General features: G+C 36.5%; 19 protein-coding genes and 2 riboswitches. Of the genes, 16 read left to right on the top strand and 3 right to left on the bottom strand.

Annotation, left to right across the window (positions count from 1 at the left end; translation table 11 throughout):
* Positions 1 to 258: 258 nt before the first annotated feature.
* Positions 259 to 636, top strand: coding sequence for a YmaF family protein (locus CEF19_RS02925; RefSeq protein ID WP_100404697.1), 378 nt, complete (start codon positions 259 to 261; stop codon positions 634 to 636).
* Positions 637 to 724: 88 nt separating this feature from the next.
* Here the strand turns inward: CEF19_RS02925 and CEF19_RS02920 are convergent, their stop codons facing one another.
* Positions 725 to 1,744: an ABC transporter substrate-binding protein gene (locus tag CEF19_RS02920; protein ID WP_100404696.1), complete on the bottom strand. Its 1,020-nt coding sequence runs from the start codon at positions 1,742 to 1,744 to the stop codon at positions 725 to 727.
* A gap of 208 nt (positions 1,745 to 1,952) precedes the next feature.
* Between CEF19_RS02920 and CEF19_RS02915 the strand changes: the two genes are divergently transcribed.
* The 4 genes from CEF19_RS02915 to CEF19_RS02900 are packed head-to-tail and all read left to right on the top strand — an operon-like array spanning position 1,953 to position 5,605.
* The gene (locus CEF19_RS02915) at positions 1,953 to 2,957 is read left to right on the top strand and encodes a FecCD family ABC transporter permease (RefSeq protein WP_100404695.1); all 1,005 of its coding nucleotides are present in this window, start codon (positions 1,953 to 1,955) and stop codon (positions 2,955 to 2,957) included.
* Positions 2,954 to 4,015 (top strand): FecCD family ABC transporter permease, encoded by a 1,062-nt coding sequence (locus CEF19_RS02910; RefSeq protein ID WP_157800867.1) that lies wholly within the window; start codon positions 2,954 to 2,956, stop codon positions 4,013 to 4,015. Before CEF19_RS02915 ends, CEF19_RS02910 begins: the two co-directional genes overlap by 4 nt.
* A gap of 20 nt (positions 4,016 to 4,035) precedes the next feature.
* A complete protein-coding gene (locus CEF19_RS02905; RefSeq protein WP_198510232.1) occupies positions 4,036 to 4,872 on the top strand; it encodes an ABC transporter ATP-binding protein in 837 nt (278 codons plus the stop codon).
* The gene (locus tag CEF19_RS02900; protein WP_100404694.1) at positions 4,844 to 5,605 is read left to right on the top strand and encodes an IucA/IucC family C-terminal-domain containing protein; all 762 of its coding nucleotides are present in this window, start codon (positions 4,844 to 4,846) and stop codon (positions 5,603 to 5,605) included. The genes CEF19_RS02905 and CEF19_RS02900 overlap by 29 nt, the downstream gene beginning before the upstream one ends.
* 153 nt (positions 5,606 to 5,758) lie before the next feature.
* Here the strand turns inward: CEF19_RS02900 and CEF19_RS02895 are convergent, their stop codons facing one another.
* Positions 5,759 to 6,088: a hypothetical protein gene (locus CEF19_RS02895; protein WP_100404693.1), complete on the bottom strand. Its 330-nt coding sequence runs from the start codon at positions 6,086 to 6,088 to the stop codon at positions 5,759 to 5,761.
* A 69-nt stretch (positions 6,089 to 6,157) separates the two neighbouring features.
* Positions 6,158 to 6,241, bottom strand: a riboswitch (cyclic di-GMP riboswitch).
* Positions 6,242 to 6,403: 162 nt separating this feature from the next.
* Between CEF19_RS02895 and CEF19_RS02890 the strand changes: the two genes are divergently transcribed.
* The 9 genes from CEF19_RS02890 to CEF19_RS02850 all read left to right on the top strand — a co-directional run bounded on the left by CEF19_RS02890 (position 6,404) and on the right by CEF19_RS02850 (position 14,836).
* On the top strand, positions 6,404 to 7,138 hold the full coding sequence (locus CEF19_RS02890) for an urease accessory protein UreH domain-containing protein (RefSeq protein WP_100404692.1): 735 nt from the start codon (positions 6,404 to 6,406) through the stop codon (positions 7,136 to 7,138).
* Positions 7,139 to 7,588: 450 nt separating this feature from the next.
* A complete protein-coding gene (locus CEF19_RS02885) occupies positions 7,589 to 8,584 on the top strand; it encodes a F510_1955 family glycosylhydrolase (RefSeq protein ID WP_100404691.1) in 996 nt (331 codons plus the stop codon).
* A gap of 352 nt (positions 8,585 to 8,936) precedes the next feature.
* Positions 8,937 to 9,641, top strand: coding sequence for a response regulator transcription factor (locus CEF19_RS02880; protein ID WP_100404690.1), 705 nt, complete (start codon positions 8,937 to 8,939; stop codon positions 9,639 to 9,641).
* Positions 9,638 to 11,038, top strand: a complete 1,401-nt coding sequence (locus CEF19_RS02875) for a sensor histidine kinase (RefSeq protein ID WP_100404689.1) — start codon at positions 9,638 to 9,640, stop codon at positions 11,036 to 11,038. Before CEF19_RS02880 ends, CEF19_RS02875 begins: the two co-directional genes overlap by 4 nt.
* Before the next feature lie 3 nt (positions 11,039 to 11,041).
* A complete protein-coding gene (locus tag CEF19_RS02870) occupies positions 11,042 to 11,242 on the top strand; it encodes a hypothetical protein (protein WP_100404688.1) in 201 nt (66 codons plus the stop codon).
* A gap of 239 nt (positions 11,243 to 11,481) precedes the next feature.
* Complete coding sequence (locus tag CEF19_RS02865; protein WP_100404687.1) at positions 11,482 to 11,889, top strand: ArsR/SmtB family transcription factor; 408 nt, start codon at positions 11,482 to 11,484, stop codon at positions 11,887 to 11,889.
* Positions 11,852 to 14,005, top strand: coding sequence for a heavy metal translocating P-type ATPase (locus CEF19_RS02860; RefSeq protein WP_198510231.1), 2,154 nt, complete (start codon positions 11,852 to 11,854; stop codon positions 14,003 to 14,005). The genes CEF19_RS02865 and CEF19_RS02860 overlap by 38 nt, the downstream gene beginning before the upstream one ends.
* A 306-nt stretch (positions 14,006 to 14,311) precedes the next feature.
* Positions 14,312 to 14,560: an SHOCT domain-containing protein gene (locus CEF19_RS02855; RefSeq protein ID WP_100404685.1), complete on the top strand. Its 249-nt coding sequence runs from the start codon at positions 14,312 to 14,314 to the stop codon at positions 14,558 to 14,560.
* A 78-nt stretch (positions 14,561 to 14,638) separates the two neighbouring features.
* Positions 14,639 to 14,836: a hypothetical protein gene (locus CEF19_RS02850; protein WP_100404684.1), complete on the top strand. Its 198-nt coding sequence runs from the start codon at positions 14,639 to 14,641 to the stop codon at positions 14,834 to 14,836.
* Positions 14,837 to 14,974: 138 nt separating this feature from the next.
* On the opposite strand, the gene CEF19_RS02845 is transcribed toward CEF19_RS02850, so the two are convergent.
* Complete coding sequence (locus CEF19_RS02845) at positions 14,975 to 15,469, bottom strand: L,D-transpeptidase family protein (protein ID WP_100408184.1); 495 nt, start codon at positions 15,467 to 15,469, stop codon at positions 14,975 to 14,977.
* A gap of 332 nt (positions 15,470 to 15,801) precedes the next feature.
* Positions 15,802 to 15,879, top strand: a riboswitch (ZMP/ZTP riboswitch).
* 145 nt (positions 15,880 to 16,024) lie between these two features.
* Here CEF19_RS02845 and CEF19_RS02840 point away from each other — a divergent pair.
* A complete protein-coding gene (locus CEF19_RS02840) occupies positions 16,025 to 17,221 on the top strand; it encodes a phosphoglycerate dehydrogenase (protein WP_100404683.1) in 1,197 nt (398 codons plus the stop codon).
* 230 nt (positions 17,222 to 17,451) lie between these two features.
* On the top strand, positions 17,452 to 18,450 hold the full coding sequence (locus CEF19_RS02835) for a DUF3231 family protein (RefSeq protein ID WP_100404682.1): 999 nt from the start codon (positions 17,452 to 17,454) through the stop codon (positions 18,448 to 18,450).
* The last annotated feature ends 73 nt before the right edge of the window (positions 18,451 to 18,523 follow it).

The following is an 18,523-nucleotide window of genomic DNA, read 5'->3' as shown; positions in this document are numbered from 1 at the left end:
GGTTGGCTTTTTATGTATGTGGACTTAAGTTTGGCAGTAACCACTTTACTTGTTCTTCAAAGATGCATTTCCTAAATAAGAAATGCGTCTTTTTTTATTTAATATTCAGGTTGTGGAAGAAATATTGTTTAGTTAACAGCAGATTAGTGCACATTCGTTCTCTTATGGGAAGAAGATATTTATTAACGTACAAGAACCCACCCCTTTTCAGATTTTAATCATAAGTATATTAGTAAAAATGAAAGGGTGAATAAATAAATGACTAGTGTACCTGTTACTGGATACTTATATCCTTCAGATGATGCTGATCCTCACCATTCGCATAATCTCTATATAACAACATGGGATGGCCAACCTGTTCATACTCATGAATTTAAAGGTGTTACTTCATTTGATGTAGGTCATGATCATCGATATGCAGGAACAACAGAACCCGCACCAAGTGGAGTAAAGCATACTCATCGCTATTGTACCTTTACAAGTTTTGATGCTGAACATAAACATGTTATTAAAGGTGTTACTGGGCCTGCGATTTTTCTCCCTGGTGAAGGTCACTACCATGAATTCAGTGGGGTTACTTCTGTTGATGGTCAAACACCACACAAGCATAGATATTGTGGTAGAACGAGTTTGTAGTTTAATTTGTAATTGCAATAGATTAATAAAAGATAATCTACGAAAAAAATGTCCCTCACATAAATATAGTGAAGGACATTTTTGTATTTTATTTCAGTATTTTCTTTTCTAAATCATCCAACATTAGATGTGCAGCAATAACTCCACCTGCTGTATTCCAAATGGCATCATCTACTTTATATGCATTTCCAGCTTCTACAACAGGTAATTTTTGGAATAGTGGGTCATTTAACCATTCTTCTTCTACTTTTGATCCTTCACCGTCACCAGTTTCATAGGTAAAGTAGAACAAAATGTCACCGTCCATATCTGGAATCATTTCTTTTGTTGCTCCCATAATAGCAAATTCATCAACATTTTGTGATTCAGGGCGAGCAAAACCGATTTCTTCAAGTATCACACCTGAGAATGAATCTTTTTGATAAATTCGAACATCGCCTCCTAAGAAACGGATCATTGAAATTTCTAAGTCTACTAGATCTCCGGCTTGCTCTTGAAAGCTAGTGATACGATTAGAGTAATCATTTAACACTTGTTGACCTTCTTCTTTTTTGTTTAATGCTTCAGCATAAAGTTCAAAATTAATTTTCCAATCCCCACGCAAGGATTCAGCAAATACGGTTGGTGCGATTGCGCTTAATTGTTCATATACGGCTTCTTGGCGCATTTTGTTACCGATAATTAAGTCTGGTTTAAGAGCTGCAATAGCTTCTAAATTAGGTTCACTTTCAGTTCCAACTTCTTGAACACCTTCCATTTGCTCGCTGATATGGTCATACCAAGGGTCACCTGTCCAAGATGAAACAGCCCCAACAGGGGTTACATCTAACGCTAATAACGCTTCTGTACCTTCATTTGTTAAAATGACAACTCTTTCTGGCGTTTTTTCAATTTCGATTGTGTCCATTGCGTGTTCAACTGTGTACGACGTCGTTTCCGCTTCTACTACTTCTTCTTCTGTATTCTCTACCTCTTGTGTGCTCTCTACATCTTCGTTAGACGTTTTTGGTGCATCTGCTTCAGTATTATTTCCGCAAGCAGCCAAAGTGAAAACAAAAGCTAACATAAGTGCAATAAGAATTAATTTCATTGATGATTTTCCTAACATAAAGTTCCCTCCAAAAAATATAATTGATAACTATTTTCATTTACATTTACCATATTAAAATTATTATGAAAGGATGTCAATACATAATCGAAAATGATTCTCAAACTCATTGACAACAACTCGTGTGTAAAATAGACTTAAATAAGAATCACAATCTAGTAAATAAGTAATAAAAGGTAAAACAGTGTTGTAAAAAGGAGTCACCAACATGTTATTAAAGACAACCCCAGGAAAAGTTATTGGGCTTTTAGTTGGACTCGTTATATTTCTATTATTAATTTGTTTCAGTATCGTTTATGGATACACGAATACGACATGGAAAATAGCGATTGAAGCATATACAACTTTTGATGGATCCAATGAACATTTAATTATACAAACAGTCAGAGTACCGAGGGCGTTAATTGCAGCAGCTGTTGGGGCAAGTCTAGGAATTGCTGGTGTTTTAATGCAAGCTTTAACGAAAAATCCTCTGGCCGATCCGAAAATTTTCGGAATTAATGCGGGCGCAAGCTTTTTTGTTGTGTTAGCTGTATCCTTTTTTTCTATTACTTCGTTGAGCACTTTTATTTGGATTGCCTTTGCTGGGGCTGCCGTGGCAGCTATTATCGTTTATTCTATTGGCTCATTAGGTCGAGAAGGATTAACCCCAATGAAGTTTACATTAGCAGGAGCAGCTATTTGGGCTTTATTTTCTTCCTTAACCCAAGGCATGCTCGTGTTAAATGAAAAGGCATTAGAGGAAGTACTATTTTGGTTAGCTGGATCCGTACAAGGGAGAAAATTGGAGTACTTACAAACCGTTTTACCTTATATGACCATTGCATGGGTGAGTTCATTGCTCATTGCACGACATATTAATCTTCTTTCAATGGGAGAGGATGTGGCCAAAGGTCTTGGTCAGCGAACCGGCGTGATTAAAATCATTTCTGCGATTATTATTATTTTACTAGCTGGTGGCTCAGTTGCGATTGCTGGTCCAATTGGGTTTGTCGGAATCATGGTCCCTCATCTTTCTCGTTTTCTAGTTGGGATTGATCATCGCTGGTTGATTCCATACTGTGCGATCGTTGGAGGGTGTTTGTTGCTGTTAGCTGATATTAGTGCTCGTTATGTAATCATGCCTCAAGAGGTACCTGTAGGAGTCATGACTGCGATCATAGGAACCCCATTTTTCATTTATATCGCACGTAAGGGGTTGACTAAATCGTGAAGTTAAATAAATATATTCCATTGCGTTTTAGAAAAGGAAATATCTCCTTTTTAGTTGATCGGAAAAGTGTAGTTGTTATTCTTCTCCTTCTCTCCATGACGGTTGTGTTAGCTCTACTCAGCGCCGGGCTTGGTGAGATGAAAATTAGTCCAATTAATGTAATCAAGGCATGGTTTGGATATGGGGATGATCTCAATAAGGTCGTTGTGAACTCATTTCGATTACCTAGAATTATTATTGCCATATTAGTCGGGATGTCATTAGCCATCTCTGGGGTTATTTTACAAGGAATTGTTCGAAATCCTTTAGCCTCTCCGGATATTATTGGAATTACAGGTGGAGCTGCAGTGGCCGTTGTGTCTTTTTTAGCGGTTTTTAGTGATGAGAACAACGCACTAACTGTTAGCATTAAATGGATGCCTTTAGCTGCTTTTATAGGAGCAACCGTTATTGCATTACTCATCTACCTTTTAGCTTGGAAAAATGGGGTATCTCCTATTAGGTTGGTTTTAATTGGGATTGGTTTGTCTGCATTAACACAAGCATTAACGACATTATTTATGATTTTAGGGCCAATTTACCGAGCAAGCCAAGCGAATATTTGGCTTACAGGTTCTATATATGGTTCAAGTTGGGAAAATGTCTCCATTTTATTGCCTTGGACATTTGGTTTAATTATTATATTAGCAATGGTAATCAGGCATTTGAATGCGCAAGGGTTAGGTGATTCTATAGCAACTGGGATCGGAAGTGGAGTCGGACGGTATAGAATGATGTTCTTGCTCATTAGCACGGGTTTTGCGGCAGGAGGAGTTGCATTTGCAGGTGGAATTGGGTTTGTCGGGTTAATTGCTCCACATATTTCAAGAAAGCTTGTAGGTTCATCTTTTGGAGGACTTGTTCCTGTTTCTGCGTTAATAGGTGCCATTTTAGTCATAGTGGCTGACTTAATTGGGAGAGTTTGCTTTGGTCCGAGCGAGATTCCTGCTGGTGTTTTTACGGCAGTTATCGGTGCTCCTTATTTTATTTTCTTATTGTATAAGCATAGAAACTTATAATGGAAGGGAGTTCGATTTTGATGAGTCTTGAAACATCAGCTTTAACGCTTGGTTATGGTGAGTCGATTATTATAGAAGACCTTGATATACAAATTCCTAAAGGTGAGATTACTGTTTTCATTGGGGGAAATGGATGCGGGAAATCGACTCTATTACGATCCCTTGCACGATTATTAAAGCCGCAAACAGGGTCGGTTATCCTTGATGGATCCTCAATTGATAAAATGCAAACGAAAGAAATAGCCAAACAATTAGCGATTCTACCTCAAGGTCCTGAAGCGCCTGAGGGATTAACCGTCTTACAACTAGTTAAACAAGGACGTTATCCTTATCAAAGCTGGTTAAAGCAATGGTCTGAAGAGGATGAGCAAAAAGTAAACGAGGCATTAGAGGCAACTCAAATGACCGAGTTAGCTGAAAGACAAGTAGACTCTCTTTCTGGTGGGCAAAGACAGCGAGCATGGATTGCAATGACGTTGGCTCAAGATACAGACACGATTCTTTTAGACGAACCGACGACGTATTTAGACATGACGCACCAAATTGAAATTCTTGATTTATTATTTGAATTGAACGAAAAAGAGAAGCGGACCATTGTGATGGTTTTGCATGATTTAAATTTAGCTTGCCGTTACGCACATCATCTTGTAGCAGTTCAAAATAAAACGATATTTGCTCAAGGCAAGCCTGAAGATGTAATTACGTGTAACCTAGTCAAAGAGGTGTTTCGAATGGAATGCCAAGTAACGAGTGACCCTATTTTTGGGACCCCATTATGTATTCCTTATGGTAAAGGTCGGTGTTTAATAAATAAAGTAGGTGACAACAATGTTCAACCATCAGTTGGTGTCGGATGAAAAACAAAGCTTAAGTGAGTTTAGGCTTTGTTTCAGAAAGGGTGGAGGTGATTCTTGCTCCATTCCTATCCAGCAATTATTTAACCGCCAAGAACTCACAACATTGATGACAGTTCTTCAACAAAAAATGCAAGCTTCAAATGAGAAGATTACTGCATCCATTTTTTCAAAGCGTTATAGTTTTGTTATGGTCGTGCCGGTGCTCTATTCTTTTTCCGTTTTAAATAAAAAGATGAATATAGCAAAAGACAATCTATTTTTAGAGCCGTCTCAATCACAGGATCATTGGTTACCCCAAATTTATCTGGTTGATCAAACTGTAAATTTGCCAAGTGGCATAGAGGAAAGAGAAGTGATGAGAAGAAAGCTTGTTAATGAACTTTTTAAAAACCACCTTACCGTTTTATGGAATGAACTTGTTGCCATTTGGAAAATACCAAAACAAATTTTATGGGAGAATACAGCTATCTACCTTATTTGGTTATATGAGTCATTATTAAAAAAGGACTATCCCGAGACAACAAAACAAAGGATTAAGGCTGACTTTGACTTTTTATTATCTAATGCCGAGGCGCCATTGTTTGGAGAATTTTCAAGTAATCCTATCAATCCCTTTTATCACGAGAAAAAGATTATTGATGGTAATGAAATTCGAGTCAGAAAAACGTGTTGTTTTTCCTTTTACGTAGAAACTAAAAAGATGTGTAAGACTTGTCCAAGAATTTGTCACTAAGAATGAAGGTAGAAAAGCTGAATCATCATTTTTAATTCAGTTGCGACAATGTTTTTGAAAAACTCTTCTCACTCGCTGGTCATGGGTAGAGTCCTCAGTTTTCACTTAACTAATTGTTATTTATTCACAGTTACCTGGGTCTTTTAACTATTTTTAAAATCTCTTTATTATGCCTAATAATCTTCTTAATTCATTTAATCTTCTATATGCATGAGAATATTCAATATCCATGTGCGTAACCACATTGATCATAATATTTTTACTGTATTCACTTCTCATTACAGAAAACACTAAAGGTTTTTTGTGTTTAATAATAGCCATTACATCCCCGATAGGTAATGATATAGCAGTGGTTTTAGTACGCAAAAATGCAGTAATAAAACTTTTGAATTCGGGTATAGACTCTCTTTTATCTGGTAGTTCAATAATCAGGTTTTCAAATTGTTGTAAAGCTGCCTTTAGCTCTTTCTCTTCTAACTTCATTCATAACTCACTCCTACAAAAAATTATTGCCGAATGAAAAATAATTTTTTTCTAAAGGAGTTTATTTTCATTGGCAACTGGCTGACATAGGATTTCCCGTTAGTCCCTATAGTTTTGCGTCCTTATCTTTAGATAAGTTTGCCTTTTGCAAATACATTTAAAATCATAACGAATTAATCTCAATGAGTAAAGGACAAAGGTAAACAAAAAAGCCCTCCGCTAGAGTGACCCCCTAAAAGTTAGACTTCACAAAAAACACACAATTGAATGGTATTCTTATTCAGTCAAAATTAAAGAATGAGAAAGGGAAGGTTTATGTACGATTTCTTTAACTCAATTAGTCAATTTTTCTATGGACCCTTAACCCAATTATCCTATGGCACGGAACACATTCCTCTATTATCTGCTCTTATAATAGGTTTACTTGGTGCAGCTGCACCATGTCAATTCACAGGAAATATTAGTGCGATTACGCTTTATGGCAATCGGTCTTTTCAGAAGAATATTCCTTGGGGAGAAGTTCTTTCTTATTTATTGGGGAAGAGCATTGTCTTTTCTGGTCTAGGCTTGATTGTATGGATACTTGGAGAGGAATTTCAACGAGAGTTAACAGGTTATTTGCCGTGGGTTCGTAAATTACTAGGACCTTTGTTAATTTTTATCGGTTTGTATTTAATAGGGCTGATTAAATTTTCATGGACATTAAGGTTTTTGAAAGAACGGACTCGTCCTTTTACACATAATAAAATAGGGGCATTCTTATTGGGGAGCAGCTTTTCACTAGGGTTCTGTCCAACAATGTTTCTTTTATTCTTTATGTTATTAATGCCAATGGTTGTATCAACAAGCTATGGATTTATTCTTCCAAGTATTTTTGCAATAGGGACGGCAATTCCTTTTATTCTAGCAATTTTTTTGATTTGGTATTTTGGCTTAAACGGATCGTTAATGAAGAAGAGCCGGAATGTCGGTCTGTATATTCAACGGGTTGCAGGTGCATTTATGATTTTATTAGGAATTCTTGATACGATAACATTTTGGGCCTTTTAATAAAGTAGATAACTTCACGATCTAACAACGATTGGTTACTTGGACAATCATCCTCGTATTTTGAATGGTTAAGTAAAATTGTGTGATGAAAGTATCCAAGACGAGATATTCATCAGCTCTTTTGCAAAGAGAAAAAAAGGTCAACAAAACCTAAATTAAAAAAGCTATTTCACTCCTTTGATTGGGTACATTGGTGATGAACTTTAACATTTTAGCTTTAGTTGTGTAAAATGAAGAGAGTATTCCAATTTTTGATATGACATTAATGTTAGCATTTGTTTAGTTAGCTAAAATGACGAAGCCACCGAAAAAGTCCCTTTTTAGCAAATTCGAGGGTTCCATACGTTGTGCGCCTGCTACGAGAAACCAACTCATAGCAAGCTTAAGAAGTAATAAAATGAAGATTCAACACATTTCTATCACAGTAATCAATAAGCAGGAGGGACTAATATGTTTAAAATGAAACGACACGCTTTGATTTTTATTTTAATTTTGACTAACCTGGCAGCATGTTCACAAGGGGAAGAGAACACAATTGAGAATGAAATAACAAATGAATTGGAAGTCGACTCTGAAGTAGTTACAGATACAGAAACTGGTACTAAAGAAGAGGTAGCGACCATGTTTCAACATGTCCATGGCCTCGCTTATGAATTAAGCGAACCTTATGACTTATATTTAGGAACACATCAAGGAGTTTTTCATATTAATCCAGAAAATCACTGGACATGGTTGGGGACAAAGAAGCACCGCCATGATGTAATGGGTTTTAATTTTATTGATGAAGATATAATGATATCAAGCGGACATCCAAGTGAGGCCTCAAATTTCGAAAACCCAATCGGTATTATCCTCAGCACAGATAAGGCTGAATCGTGGGAACCAATTGCATTACATGGTGAGGTTGATTTCCATTTATTTGAAGTTAATGCAAGTGATTCAGGTGTTTTATATGGAATTGATGTGTCTGGTTTTTACCGTTCTGAAGATTCGGGCTATACTTGGGAAGTAATTGAGACCAAAGGGTTACCTGAAAATACCCAGGACATTTTTTCACTAATTTCAAATCCTGGACAAGCTCATTCGCTTTTAGCAGGTACGAAATATGGGATTCTTAAATCAGAAAACGGTGGAGAGACTTGGGAATTAGCGACAGATCAGGAAACAATGATTAGTGCGAAAGGTGCCTATAAACAAGCAGAGACGATTGTTGCTTACGTCCAAGGAAAGAATCAAAATGGATTGATGAAAAGTGAAGACTTTGGGAATACATGGACCTCTTTAAACTTAACATTAGATAAAGATGCAGTCGCACATATTGCCATTCATCCTAATAATAGAGAAGAGTATACAGTGGGGACCTTTAATGGGAATATGTACAGAACAAAAGATAGTGGAGATAATTGGGTCATGATTGCAGAAAAGAGCAAGTCAATTGTTGATTAAATTATTTTATAAAAGCCAGTTGCATAGCAATTGGCTTTTCATTATAACTAGCTGCTATTTTACGTGATGATTTGTTTTTCTATCTAGTCTTCAAAGTTATATCACAATTGCCATTTAAGATATTACTAAGATTCAATAAAAAACGAAATACGTCAAATTTGTCTCCTTAAGTAGTAAGGATAGTAAACATTATATGGTACTGGTTAAAAATAAGAGTAGTTTGTGAATATAAAAATTATTTGCTATTAAAAGAGTGTTCTGTAGATTGGAGTTTTAGTTGGTGCTTCCATGTTAAATAAGGGTATCCTCTATCCTTATTGTGCTTATAAAATAATTACAATGAGGGATGTAAATGAGTCAATCAAAGGTTTTAGTCGTCGATGACGAATGGAATATGAGAAACCTTATCCGTGTTTATTTATCTGAAAGTCAGTGTAATGTGGCTGAAGCAAAGGATGGATATGAGGCGTTATCAAAGATGGAGGAGGAGTCGTTCGACTTAATGATTCTAGATGTCATGATGCCAGGGTTAGATGGTTGGGAAGTATGTACACAGGTTAGACAATCAAAACAAATACCGATTTTAATGTTAACTGCTCGTTCAGAAACGAAAGATAAGGTTCATGGACTTTCCATCGGGGCGGATGACTACTTAGTCAAACCTTTTGCTCCAGAAGAGTTAGTTGCTAGAGTCGAAGCATTGCTCCGAAGGTATAATTTTGTAGAAAAGCGGAACCAATCAAGTAGGATAACTACTAATGGGATGACACTCGATGTTGAAAAAAGAGAAGTGCTGGTGAATGATTCCATCATTGATTTAACCCCTAAGGAATTTGATTTATTCAAGTTATTTATCAAACATCCAGGGCGAGTGTATAGTAGAGATGTGTTATTGGAGCAGATTTGGGGGCATGATTATTTTGGTGATGTCCGTACTGTGGATACCCATATTAAGAACGTCCGTGAAAAAGTTAGAAAAGCAGGTTTAGCCTATAATCCAATTGAAACTGTGTGGGGAGTAGGGTATAAACACAAGGAGCCTGATACGACGATATGAAGTGGAATCGAATTTCAGTTAAATTGGGGGCGACGATTATCTCGTTATTGTTAATCGTTTTATTACCCCTTGGCTTTGTCATTGACAAAATTGTGGCTGATTTTAATTATGGTCAAGTTAAAGAAGCAATTAATGACCAGTCCTCACGCTATGCTTCAGCTCTATCAAGTTCACCGCATCCGATGATGACGAACATGATCGAGATGATGGCTGAATTTTCAGGACAAAAATTATATGTTGTTAATAAAAAAGGCGAAATTATAGCAAACGCGAATATACCTGGATTACCGGTGGGATCTACGATACCGGAAGAAGAGGTTAACTCTTTATTGAATGAGTTCCCAAGTAGTGGTGAATATGAGCATTCGCTTTCGGGTCAGCGATTTTTAGTATCAGGTCATCCAATTCATGAAGGGGATTCCTTTATAGGTAATGTGTTTGTCCTCTCCTCTGTTGAAAGTATCGATCAGTCTATTTTTAAACTAAGGCAAATGTTTATTTTGTCTGGTGTCGGGGCATTTTTCCTTGCTCTAGGTGTAACCCTTGTCTTATCTAGGAAATTATCGAACCCCTTACTAAGAATGGAGCATGCGACACGAAAAATTGCTAGAGGAGACTTAGAAACAAGAGTAGTAATAACAGGAGATGAAACAGGTTCTTTAGCTCAGGCTATTAATGACTTAGCAATTGACCTTAAAAGGTATCGTGATACTAGAAGGGAATTCTTTGCGAATATCTCACATGAATTAAGAACTCCAATTACGTATTTAGAAGGTTACGCGAACGTTGTGAAAAAGGGTTTGTATCAAAACGAAGAAGAAAAAGTAAAATATCTTGATATTATTGAAACGGAAGCCAAACATTTATCTCGTTTAATTGAGGACTTATTTGAGCTTTCCAAATTAGAGGAGGGCAAGATAAACCTTAATCAGGAGCCAATTGATTTAGAAGAGGTATTGGATAACGTACAGCAAAGAATAGCGCTTAAAGCAAAGGAGAAAGAAATCAATCTAGGTGTTGAGATAAGAGACGAAGTATCATTTGTCTATGGTGACGGCTTGCGTATGGAGCAAATATTTCATAACTTATTAAACAATGCAATTAAATATACGGATAAAGGTGTGGTCAACGTCACACTAAGTAGGGAACTAGATCATTACGTCCTTGTTGTAATCGAGGATACGGGCAAGGGTATACCTGAAGAGGATTTGCCCTATATTTTTGAACGGTTTTCCCGCGTGGAAAAATCCCGTTCACGGGAACATGGCGGAACAGGATTAGGGCTAGCTATTGTCAAGCAATTAGTAGAACTTCAAAAAGGAAAGATTCAAGTAACAAGTCAATTAGGAGCAGGAACTCGGTTTGAAATTAAATTCCCATCAATGAAAGAGGGATGAAAAATGAAAGTGGTAGATTGGGTGATAGCGATAGCCTTGGTGGTTATTGGATTATCTTGTTTAACGATGTCAGCTAACTTACTTGGGAATCCGAACACCATTGGATCCTATTTAAATACTTTGTGGCAGGTTTGTGTATGGGCAGGTATACCGGCAGTTGTTGCAGCTTTTTTGTATTTATTATTTATAAGAAGAAAAAAGTGAGTCTTTTAATTGAATATTTTCAAAAGATTAGGGCCCAGTAGTAAGATAACTTTTGCCTTTTCATTTGAAATCGAGGTAATGACCGTCACCGAGGTTTCAATGAGTTTGTCCTTTTGATTACTGCCAACATCAGAACTTTCTTGGAGCAGTAATCAAATACTCATTTGAATATAATATTGACAAATCTTGAGATGAAACATAGACTATAATCAAATGGAAATTTGAATGAAGGTGATAGTGTGAGCAAAGAAGTAAAGCAGGGACAGGACATATGTGAAATTTTTTGTTATGACGAAGAAAAAGTAAAGCGGATAGCAACTATTGTGGACGCAGAAAACCTCGCACCCGTTGCAAGCATATTTAAGGCGTTATCTGATGAAACGAGGTTAAAAATTGCTTATTCTTTATTGCAAGAAGGTGAATTATGTGTCTGTGATGTCGCCAATATTATTGGTGCAACAATGGCTACGGTCTCACATCATTTGCGCCATCTCCGTAATTTAGGGATTGCCAAGAGTAGAAAAGAAGGGAAATTGGTATTTTACTCTTTAGACGATGATCATGTTAGAATGCTTGTACAAACCGCTGTCATTCATGGTAAAGGAGGCAATGATTGTGACCGGAGAAACGAAAATAGTAGAAAGTGAAAAAGTGGTCTACCGCGTGAAGGGATTTACTTGAGCAGGATGTGCAACCACGTTTGAAAAAAACGTGAAACACCTGGATGGTGTTATTGATGCAAAAGTTAATTTTGGAGCTTCCAAGGTAACGATTTATGGTGAGACAACGATCAAGGATTTAGAAAAGGCAGGAGCTTTTGAAGGTATAAAAGTAATCGCAGATAATGACCAAGGTAGATTTGAAGAAAAAAAGGAACCGTTTGTTTTAAAATATTTGAATGTTATCACTGCGTCTCTATTTGTAGTTTTCGGTTACATGGCACAATTGATTTATGGTGAAGGCCATATTTTCTCGGTTCTCTTATTTCTTGCTTCTATTTCAATTGGGGGATTTTCGCTCTTTAAAGTTGGATTTAAGAATTTACTCCATCTGCAATTTGATATGAAAACATTAATGACCGTTGCAGTGATCGGGGCTGCGATTATTGGGGAATGGACAGAAGGAGCCATTGTGGTTATACTTTTTGCCATTAGTGAATCTCTTGAACGATATTCCATGGATAAAGCAAGACAATCGATCCACTCCCTAATGGACATTGCTCCAAAAGAAGCATTAATTAGAAGAGACGGTCAGGACATGATGATTAAGGTTGATGAGATTGAAATTGGCGATGTAATGATTGTGAAACCTGGACAGAAGATTGCCATGGATGGCCTGGTTCGAAAAGGGTACTCAGCGGTTAATCAGGCAGCGATTACAGGTGAATCAGTGCCAGTTGAAAAATCGGTAGATGATGATATTTTTGCGGGAACATTGAACGAAGAAGGGTTACTTGAAGTCGAGGTGACTAAGCATGTTGAAGATACAACAATTGCCAAGATTATTAACCTTGTCGAAGAAGCACAGGGAGAACGAGCTCCATCTCAAGCCTTTGTAGATAAATTTGCTAAATATTACACGCCGGTCATTATGGTTGTCGCAGTGCTTGTGGCGATAATACCTCCTTTATTGTTACAAGCAAGCTGGGAGTTATGGGTGTATCAAGGCTTAGCGGTTCTTGTTGTTGGTTGTCCTTGTGCTCTCGTCATTTCAACACCAGTTTCCATCGTTACTGCTATAGGAAACGCTGCTAAAAATGGTATTCTTGTCAAAGGTGGAATTTATTTAGAAGAAGTTGGTGCTTTAAAAGCTATAGCCTTTGATAAAACAGGTACTTTGACTAAAGGGAAACCAGCTGTTACAGATTATATCACTTATGAAAAAAAAACGGATAAGAGAGAATTACTCTCTATCATTGCTGCTTTAGAATATCGTTCTCAACATCCTCTTGCTTCTGCTATTTTGAAGAAAGCTGACCAAGACCAAATTTCCTATACCGAAATCAAAGTCGAAGGTTTTTCTTCTATAACAGGTAAAGGAATAAAAGCAACAGTTAATCAAACAGAATTTTATATTGGCAGCCCTTCTTTATTTATCGAGTTATTAAACGATGAAATGTCTTCTCAAGTGAAAGACGATGTTCAAACTCTTCAAGAACAAGGGAAAACAGCCATGATTGTTGGAACAGAATGGGGGGTTTTAGCAATCATTGCGGTAGCTGATGAAGTAAGAGAAACAAGTCTAGAAGTCGTAAAGAAACTCCATAATTTGGGGATTAAGAAAACAATCATGCTTACAGGTGATAATAAGAGGACTGCTAAAGCCATTGGAACTGGCGTAGGTGTAACCGAAGTTCAGGCAGAACTTATGCCACAAGATAAACTGGACTATGTAAAAAAATTACGCTCTGAATATGGAAATATCGCCATGGTGGGGGACGGGGTAAATGATGCCCCAGCTCTTGCGGCCTCTACAGTTGGAATTGCGATGGGAGGAGCTGGAACCGATACTGCATTAGAAACCGCAGATGTCGCGTTAATGGGTGACGATTTAACTAAACTTCCTTACATGGTTAAGCTTAGCCGAAAAACCTTGTCTATTATTAAACAAAACATTACCTTTTCTCTTGGAATCAAAATAGTTGCTTTATTGTTAGTTGTTCCCGGGTGGCTGACTCTTTGGATTGCCATCTTAGCAGATATGGGTGCAACCCTGATTGTTACATTAAATGGGCTACGACTTTTACGGGTGAAAGATAAATAAAAACATCAAAGAGAGTTAGGGAGGCATCCTTAGCTCTCTTTTTTTTGAATGGAAACATATCGAATATTATGTTCTGAAAATAATGGTGTACAGCTGAGACCCTCATAATTTCAACACATTTTTCATCTATACTTAAAGCAAGTAATAAATATAAAGAGCTAAAGCCAAGGAGGCACGATTATGACAGGTTTTCTTTAAATCTAAATGCTTAAAAAATTACGTAGACTTAGGCAGAATAGTGACATTTATAAATGATATTGTAAAAAAGTATAGGAATTTGGTCTAAAAATAATGGGAGGTTTGGATATGATGAATGCGGGAATGATGAATATCGGTATGATTCTGTTTATGATATTCTTGATTATAATATTTGGTTTTATCATTTATGGTATCGTGTCACTGATTACGAAACTCATTAATAAAGACAATATGAGTGTTACATCCCAAAATGAAGAAGATGTATCGCTGCAAATATTAAAAGAACGATTTGCAGAAGGAGAGCTAACCGAGTCAGAATTTGAGCAGAAATATGCTTTATTAAAAGAAAAAAAGTAATTTCGAAATAAAGGTTTAGAATATCACCGTTTCATTAAATTTATTTTAGTGTAATCAATATAAATGGGAGTGAATAACATGCAAAGAAAAACAAAAATGTTGATTTTTTCATTCGGTTTATCTGTAGCTTTAGTCTTAGGAACATTAGGTTTTACGGGAATGTCTGAAGCCAATGAAAATAGTGGAATGATGAATATGATGAAAGGACATGGCATGTCGAAAATGATGGATAGGTGTAATGAATTTATGTCTTCACATAAAGAAGATAATTTATAAGTGTTATTTTTTAAAAATTTGATATGAAGTACATATTCATCGATAATAGCACGAACAAATACAATAACAAGGCCTGGAAAATAGAGGTAGAAGAAAATTAAATGAAAGTGTATAGGTTTACCTACACACTTTTAAAAATTATGGATGAATTGAAACCGATGTACCTATTGGAACAATACTTGCTAATTCCTCTACATCTCTATTATACATTCGGATACAGCCTCTTGATACAGCTTTGCCAATCGAACTCGGATCATTCGTTCCGTGAATCCCGTAGTGTTCTTTTGATAAACTCATCCACATTGTACCAAAAGGCCCCCCCGGGTTGGGTGCTTTATTGATAATGATAAAATTCCCTACTGGTGTCCCGTGTAGTATTCTTCCAACAGCGATAGGATACTGTTTTTGTTGTACACCATCTTTTAGTAATCTTAGCAAACGATTGTTAACAGACACATCTATCTTATATGGAATGGTATCGGGAGAAGGAAAACCTGGTATAATAATCGATTGAGAAGGATGTATGACATTTGGATTTATAGTCGGGTTAGCACGAATAATAGTTACTAGTGGGGTACGATAATCCTTTGAAATTTGAGACAGTGTTTCACCCGGTTTTACTGTATGAATCAGTCTAAACACCTCCATAGGTTATAGTGGAACACTACAGTATATGGAGAATATAAAAAGTGTTTCATAACAAATGCTTTTAGTTTAAGGGAAAAGCTTTATATTGTTAATAGAGGCCGTTCATAAGATTTTTAACTTAATGTTACCGTATATAAACGGGGAATTAAGTGAAATTTAACATAAAGTAGAAGGCTATCTTCTCCAATTAGACGTATTTATTAAGAGGAAATTGAATATAAATCAAAAAGAATTGAAAAGGAAACACTTTTTATTAAATTTTTACATATTAAAGGTTGAAGATTTGTGAAGAATTTGATAAGATTAAATCAACTTAAAAGACTATATGTGACTGGCGAACGCGGATAACCGTGAGGGAGCATATAGTGTCGTAGCCGTTCGCCTGGGCAGAGGTAAGGGATATAAATAATCCCTTACCTCTTTCTGTTTAATTAGTGGGGACAGGCGGCGATCCTACTCAAAAGTATATTCATTATGACAAATGCAGGCAGAATTTCATTTAAGATTAAAAAATCTAAGATAGAAAAAGGAGAAAACAATATGAACACACTAACTGTAGAAAATGAAAAAACGATAAAAACGTTAAATAATATAGCTGAAAGTGGGCTAAATGTATTCAAGGAGAATTATACTATCGATAACAACAGTGAAAATCCTGATGCCATCGTTGTTCGCAGTTTTAACATGCATTCAATAGAATTCGGTAATAATTTAAAAGCAATTGCAAGAGCTGGAGCTGGTGTTAATAATATTCCAGTCGACAAGTGTACAGAGCAAGGAATTGTCGTCTTTAATACACCTGGTGCCAATGCTAACGCTGTTAAAGAGCTTGTCCTTACAACCGTCATGGCTTCATCTCGTAATTTGTTTGCTGGTGTGGAATGGACGAAGACATTAGAGGGTCAAGGGGACCAAATTGGCAAGCTTGTAGAAGCAGGAAAGAAGCAATTTGTCGGAAAAGAAGTTAAGGGAAAAACACTTGGAATCATCGGTCTAGGTGCTATCGGTGCACTTGTAGCAAATGATGCTCTTCATCTAGGGATGGATGTCATCGGTTTTGACCCGTTTATCTCGGTTGATACAGCTTGGAGCTTGTCTCGTAATGTCCAGCGTGCAATGTCGATTGAGGAGTTGTTTGCAAACTGTGATTACATTACGGTACACGTTCCGTTCACTAAGGAAACTGGAGGAATGTTTAACGAAGCAACATTTAGCATTATGAAGCCTGGTGTTCATATTTTGAATTTCTCACGTGGTGAACTTGTGAATGAGAAGGATATGGAAGCTGCTCTTGAAAGCGGGAGAGTTGGTAAGTATATTACCGATTTTCCGAATGAGAACGTATTGAAGATGAAAAATGTAGTTCCGATTCCCCATCTTGGTGCTTCTACACAAGAATCAGAAGAAAACTGTGCCATTATGGCTGCTCGCCAGTTGAAGGAGTTTTTAGAAACAGGAAACATTAAAAACTCAGTGAATTACCCAAATGCAGTTCTTCCTTATACGGGAAAACGACGTGTCGCAGCTTTCCACAAAAATGTGCCGAACATGGTAGGTCAGATTACTTCTGCTTTTTCAAGCTTTAATTTAAACATCGCTGATATGGTAAACAGAAGCCGAGGCGAGTATGCGTATACGATGATTGATATTGAAAATGATGTAAATAACGAAACTATCCCTAGTTTAGAGGAAAAAATCTCTCAAATCGAGGGTATCGTTACAATCCGTATAATTTAATCTTTTATCTGCTTCTACAATCAGACGTAAACCAATAATTGGTTTACGTCTTTTTTCTTTGCATTAAACAATGTGAAAAACCATATCTGGACCGAGCACAATGCGGAAGAGAATTAATATATCTTGTATATTTTTTTTTGACGTGAAGAAAAATAAAAAGGCTACTAGGTAAAAATGACTGTCATCTATGTTAGGAACGAAATCGTAATAAAGAATTGGAGGATATCCAGATGGAAATAAAAAAATTAACTCCCTCAGAAATAACAAATTTATGGAACTCATATTTAACGAACACGATGACTCAGTGGGTTACCCGGTATTTCATTGCAAAAACACAAGATGAGGAATTACATACAATCCTTGAATATGCAGAAGAAATTGCAGTGACTGAAGTTAACAAAGCAAAGACATTTTTAGAAGAAGCTAATCATCCGCTCCCACAGAAATTTGATAAAGAGGACGTTGACGTAAACTCACCTGCTGTTTGTACCGATAATTTTAGTCTGTTTATCAAGTACAATTTAACACAGATTGCAAGCATCGGTTATTCATTATCTTTAAATACATCTACACGTAAAGATATCCGCAGTTTCTATCAAGAATGCATTAAAAATTCGGTGGAACTTTACAATCGCTTAGCTGATTTGATGGTAAAGAAAGGATTGCATCATCCTGAAATCCATATTTCAACTCCTAATCTTGCAGAGAAAGTAAGAAAACAAAGTTTTTTGGCAGGATGGATTGGAGAAATCCGCCCGATTAATTCAGCAGAAATTGGTCAGCTTGTCTATAATTTTAAGTCTACGGAATTTCAAAAAACCTTTTTAAAAATCTTTGCTCACATCACTTCATCAAATGAACTAAAGAACCACTTTGAACGGGGGGCAGTAATATATAAAAAGCATCTGGATATTTATCAGTCTATACTTACTGAGAATGATCTTCCACAACTGCCTACATGGGAAAGTGAAATGATTGATACAAACATTTCACCATTTTCTGACAGAATCATGTTATATAAAATAAGTTTATTAACAGCAGAGACTGCATCAAGATACGGAATGTCATTGGCAACCGTACAAAGAAGAGATTTAGCTACACATTATACCCGGCTCATAGCTGAGGTTTTAAAATATGGAGAAGACAGTCTAAATCTTATGATAGATTTTGGGTTTATGGACCAGATTCCATTGGCAAAAGAAAATCAAAGTCAACCATCATCCCCCTAACTGTATTAACCATTTGTATGTAGAGCATTCCTTTCATAAGGGATGCTGTTTTTTATTAAAATCTTTTTGAAAT

This window comes from Bacillus solitudinis (assembly GCF_002797395.1).
Classification (GTDB): Bacteria; Bacillota; Bacilli; order Bacillales; family Bacillaceae_D; genus Halalkalibacter_A; species Halalkalibacter_A solitudinis.
Note: the sequence above shows the minus strand (reverse complement) of the source record. Positions and strands in the feature narration are given on the sequence as shown.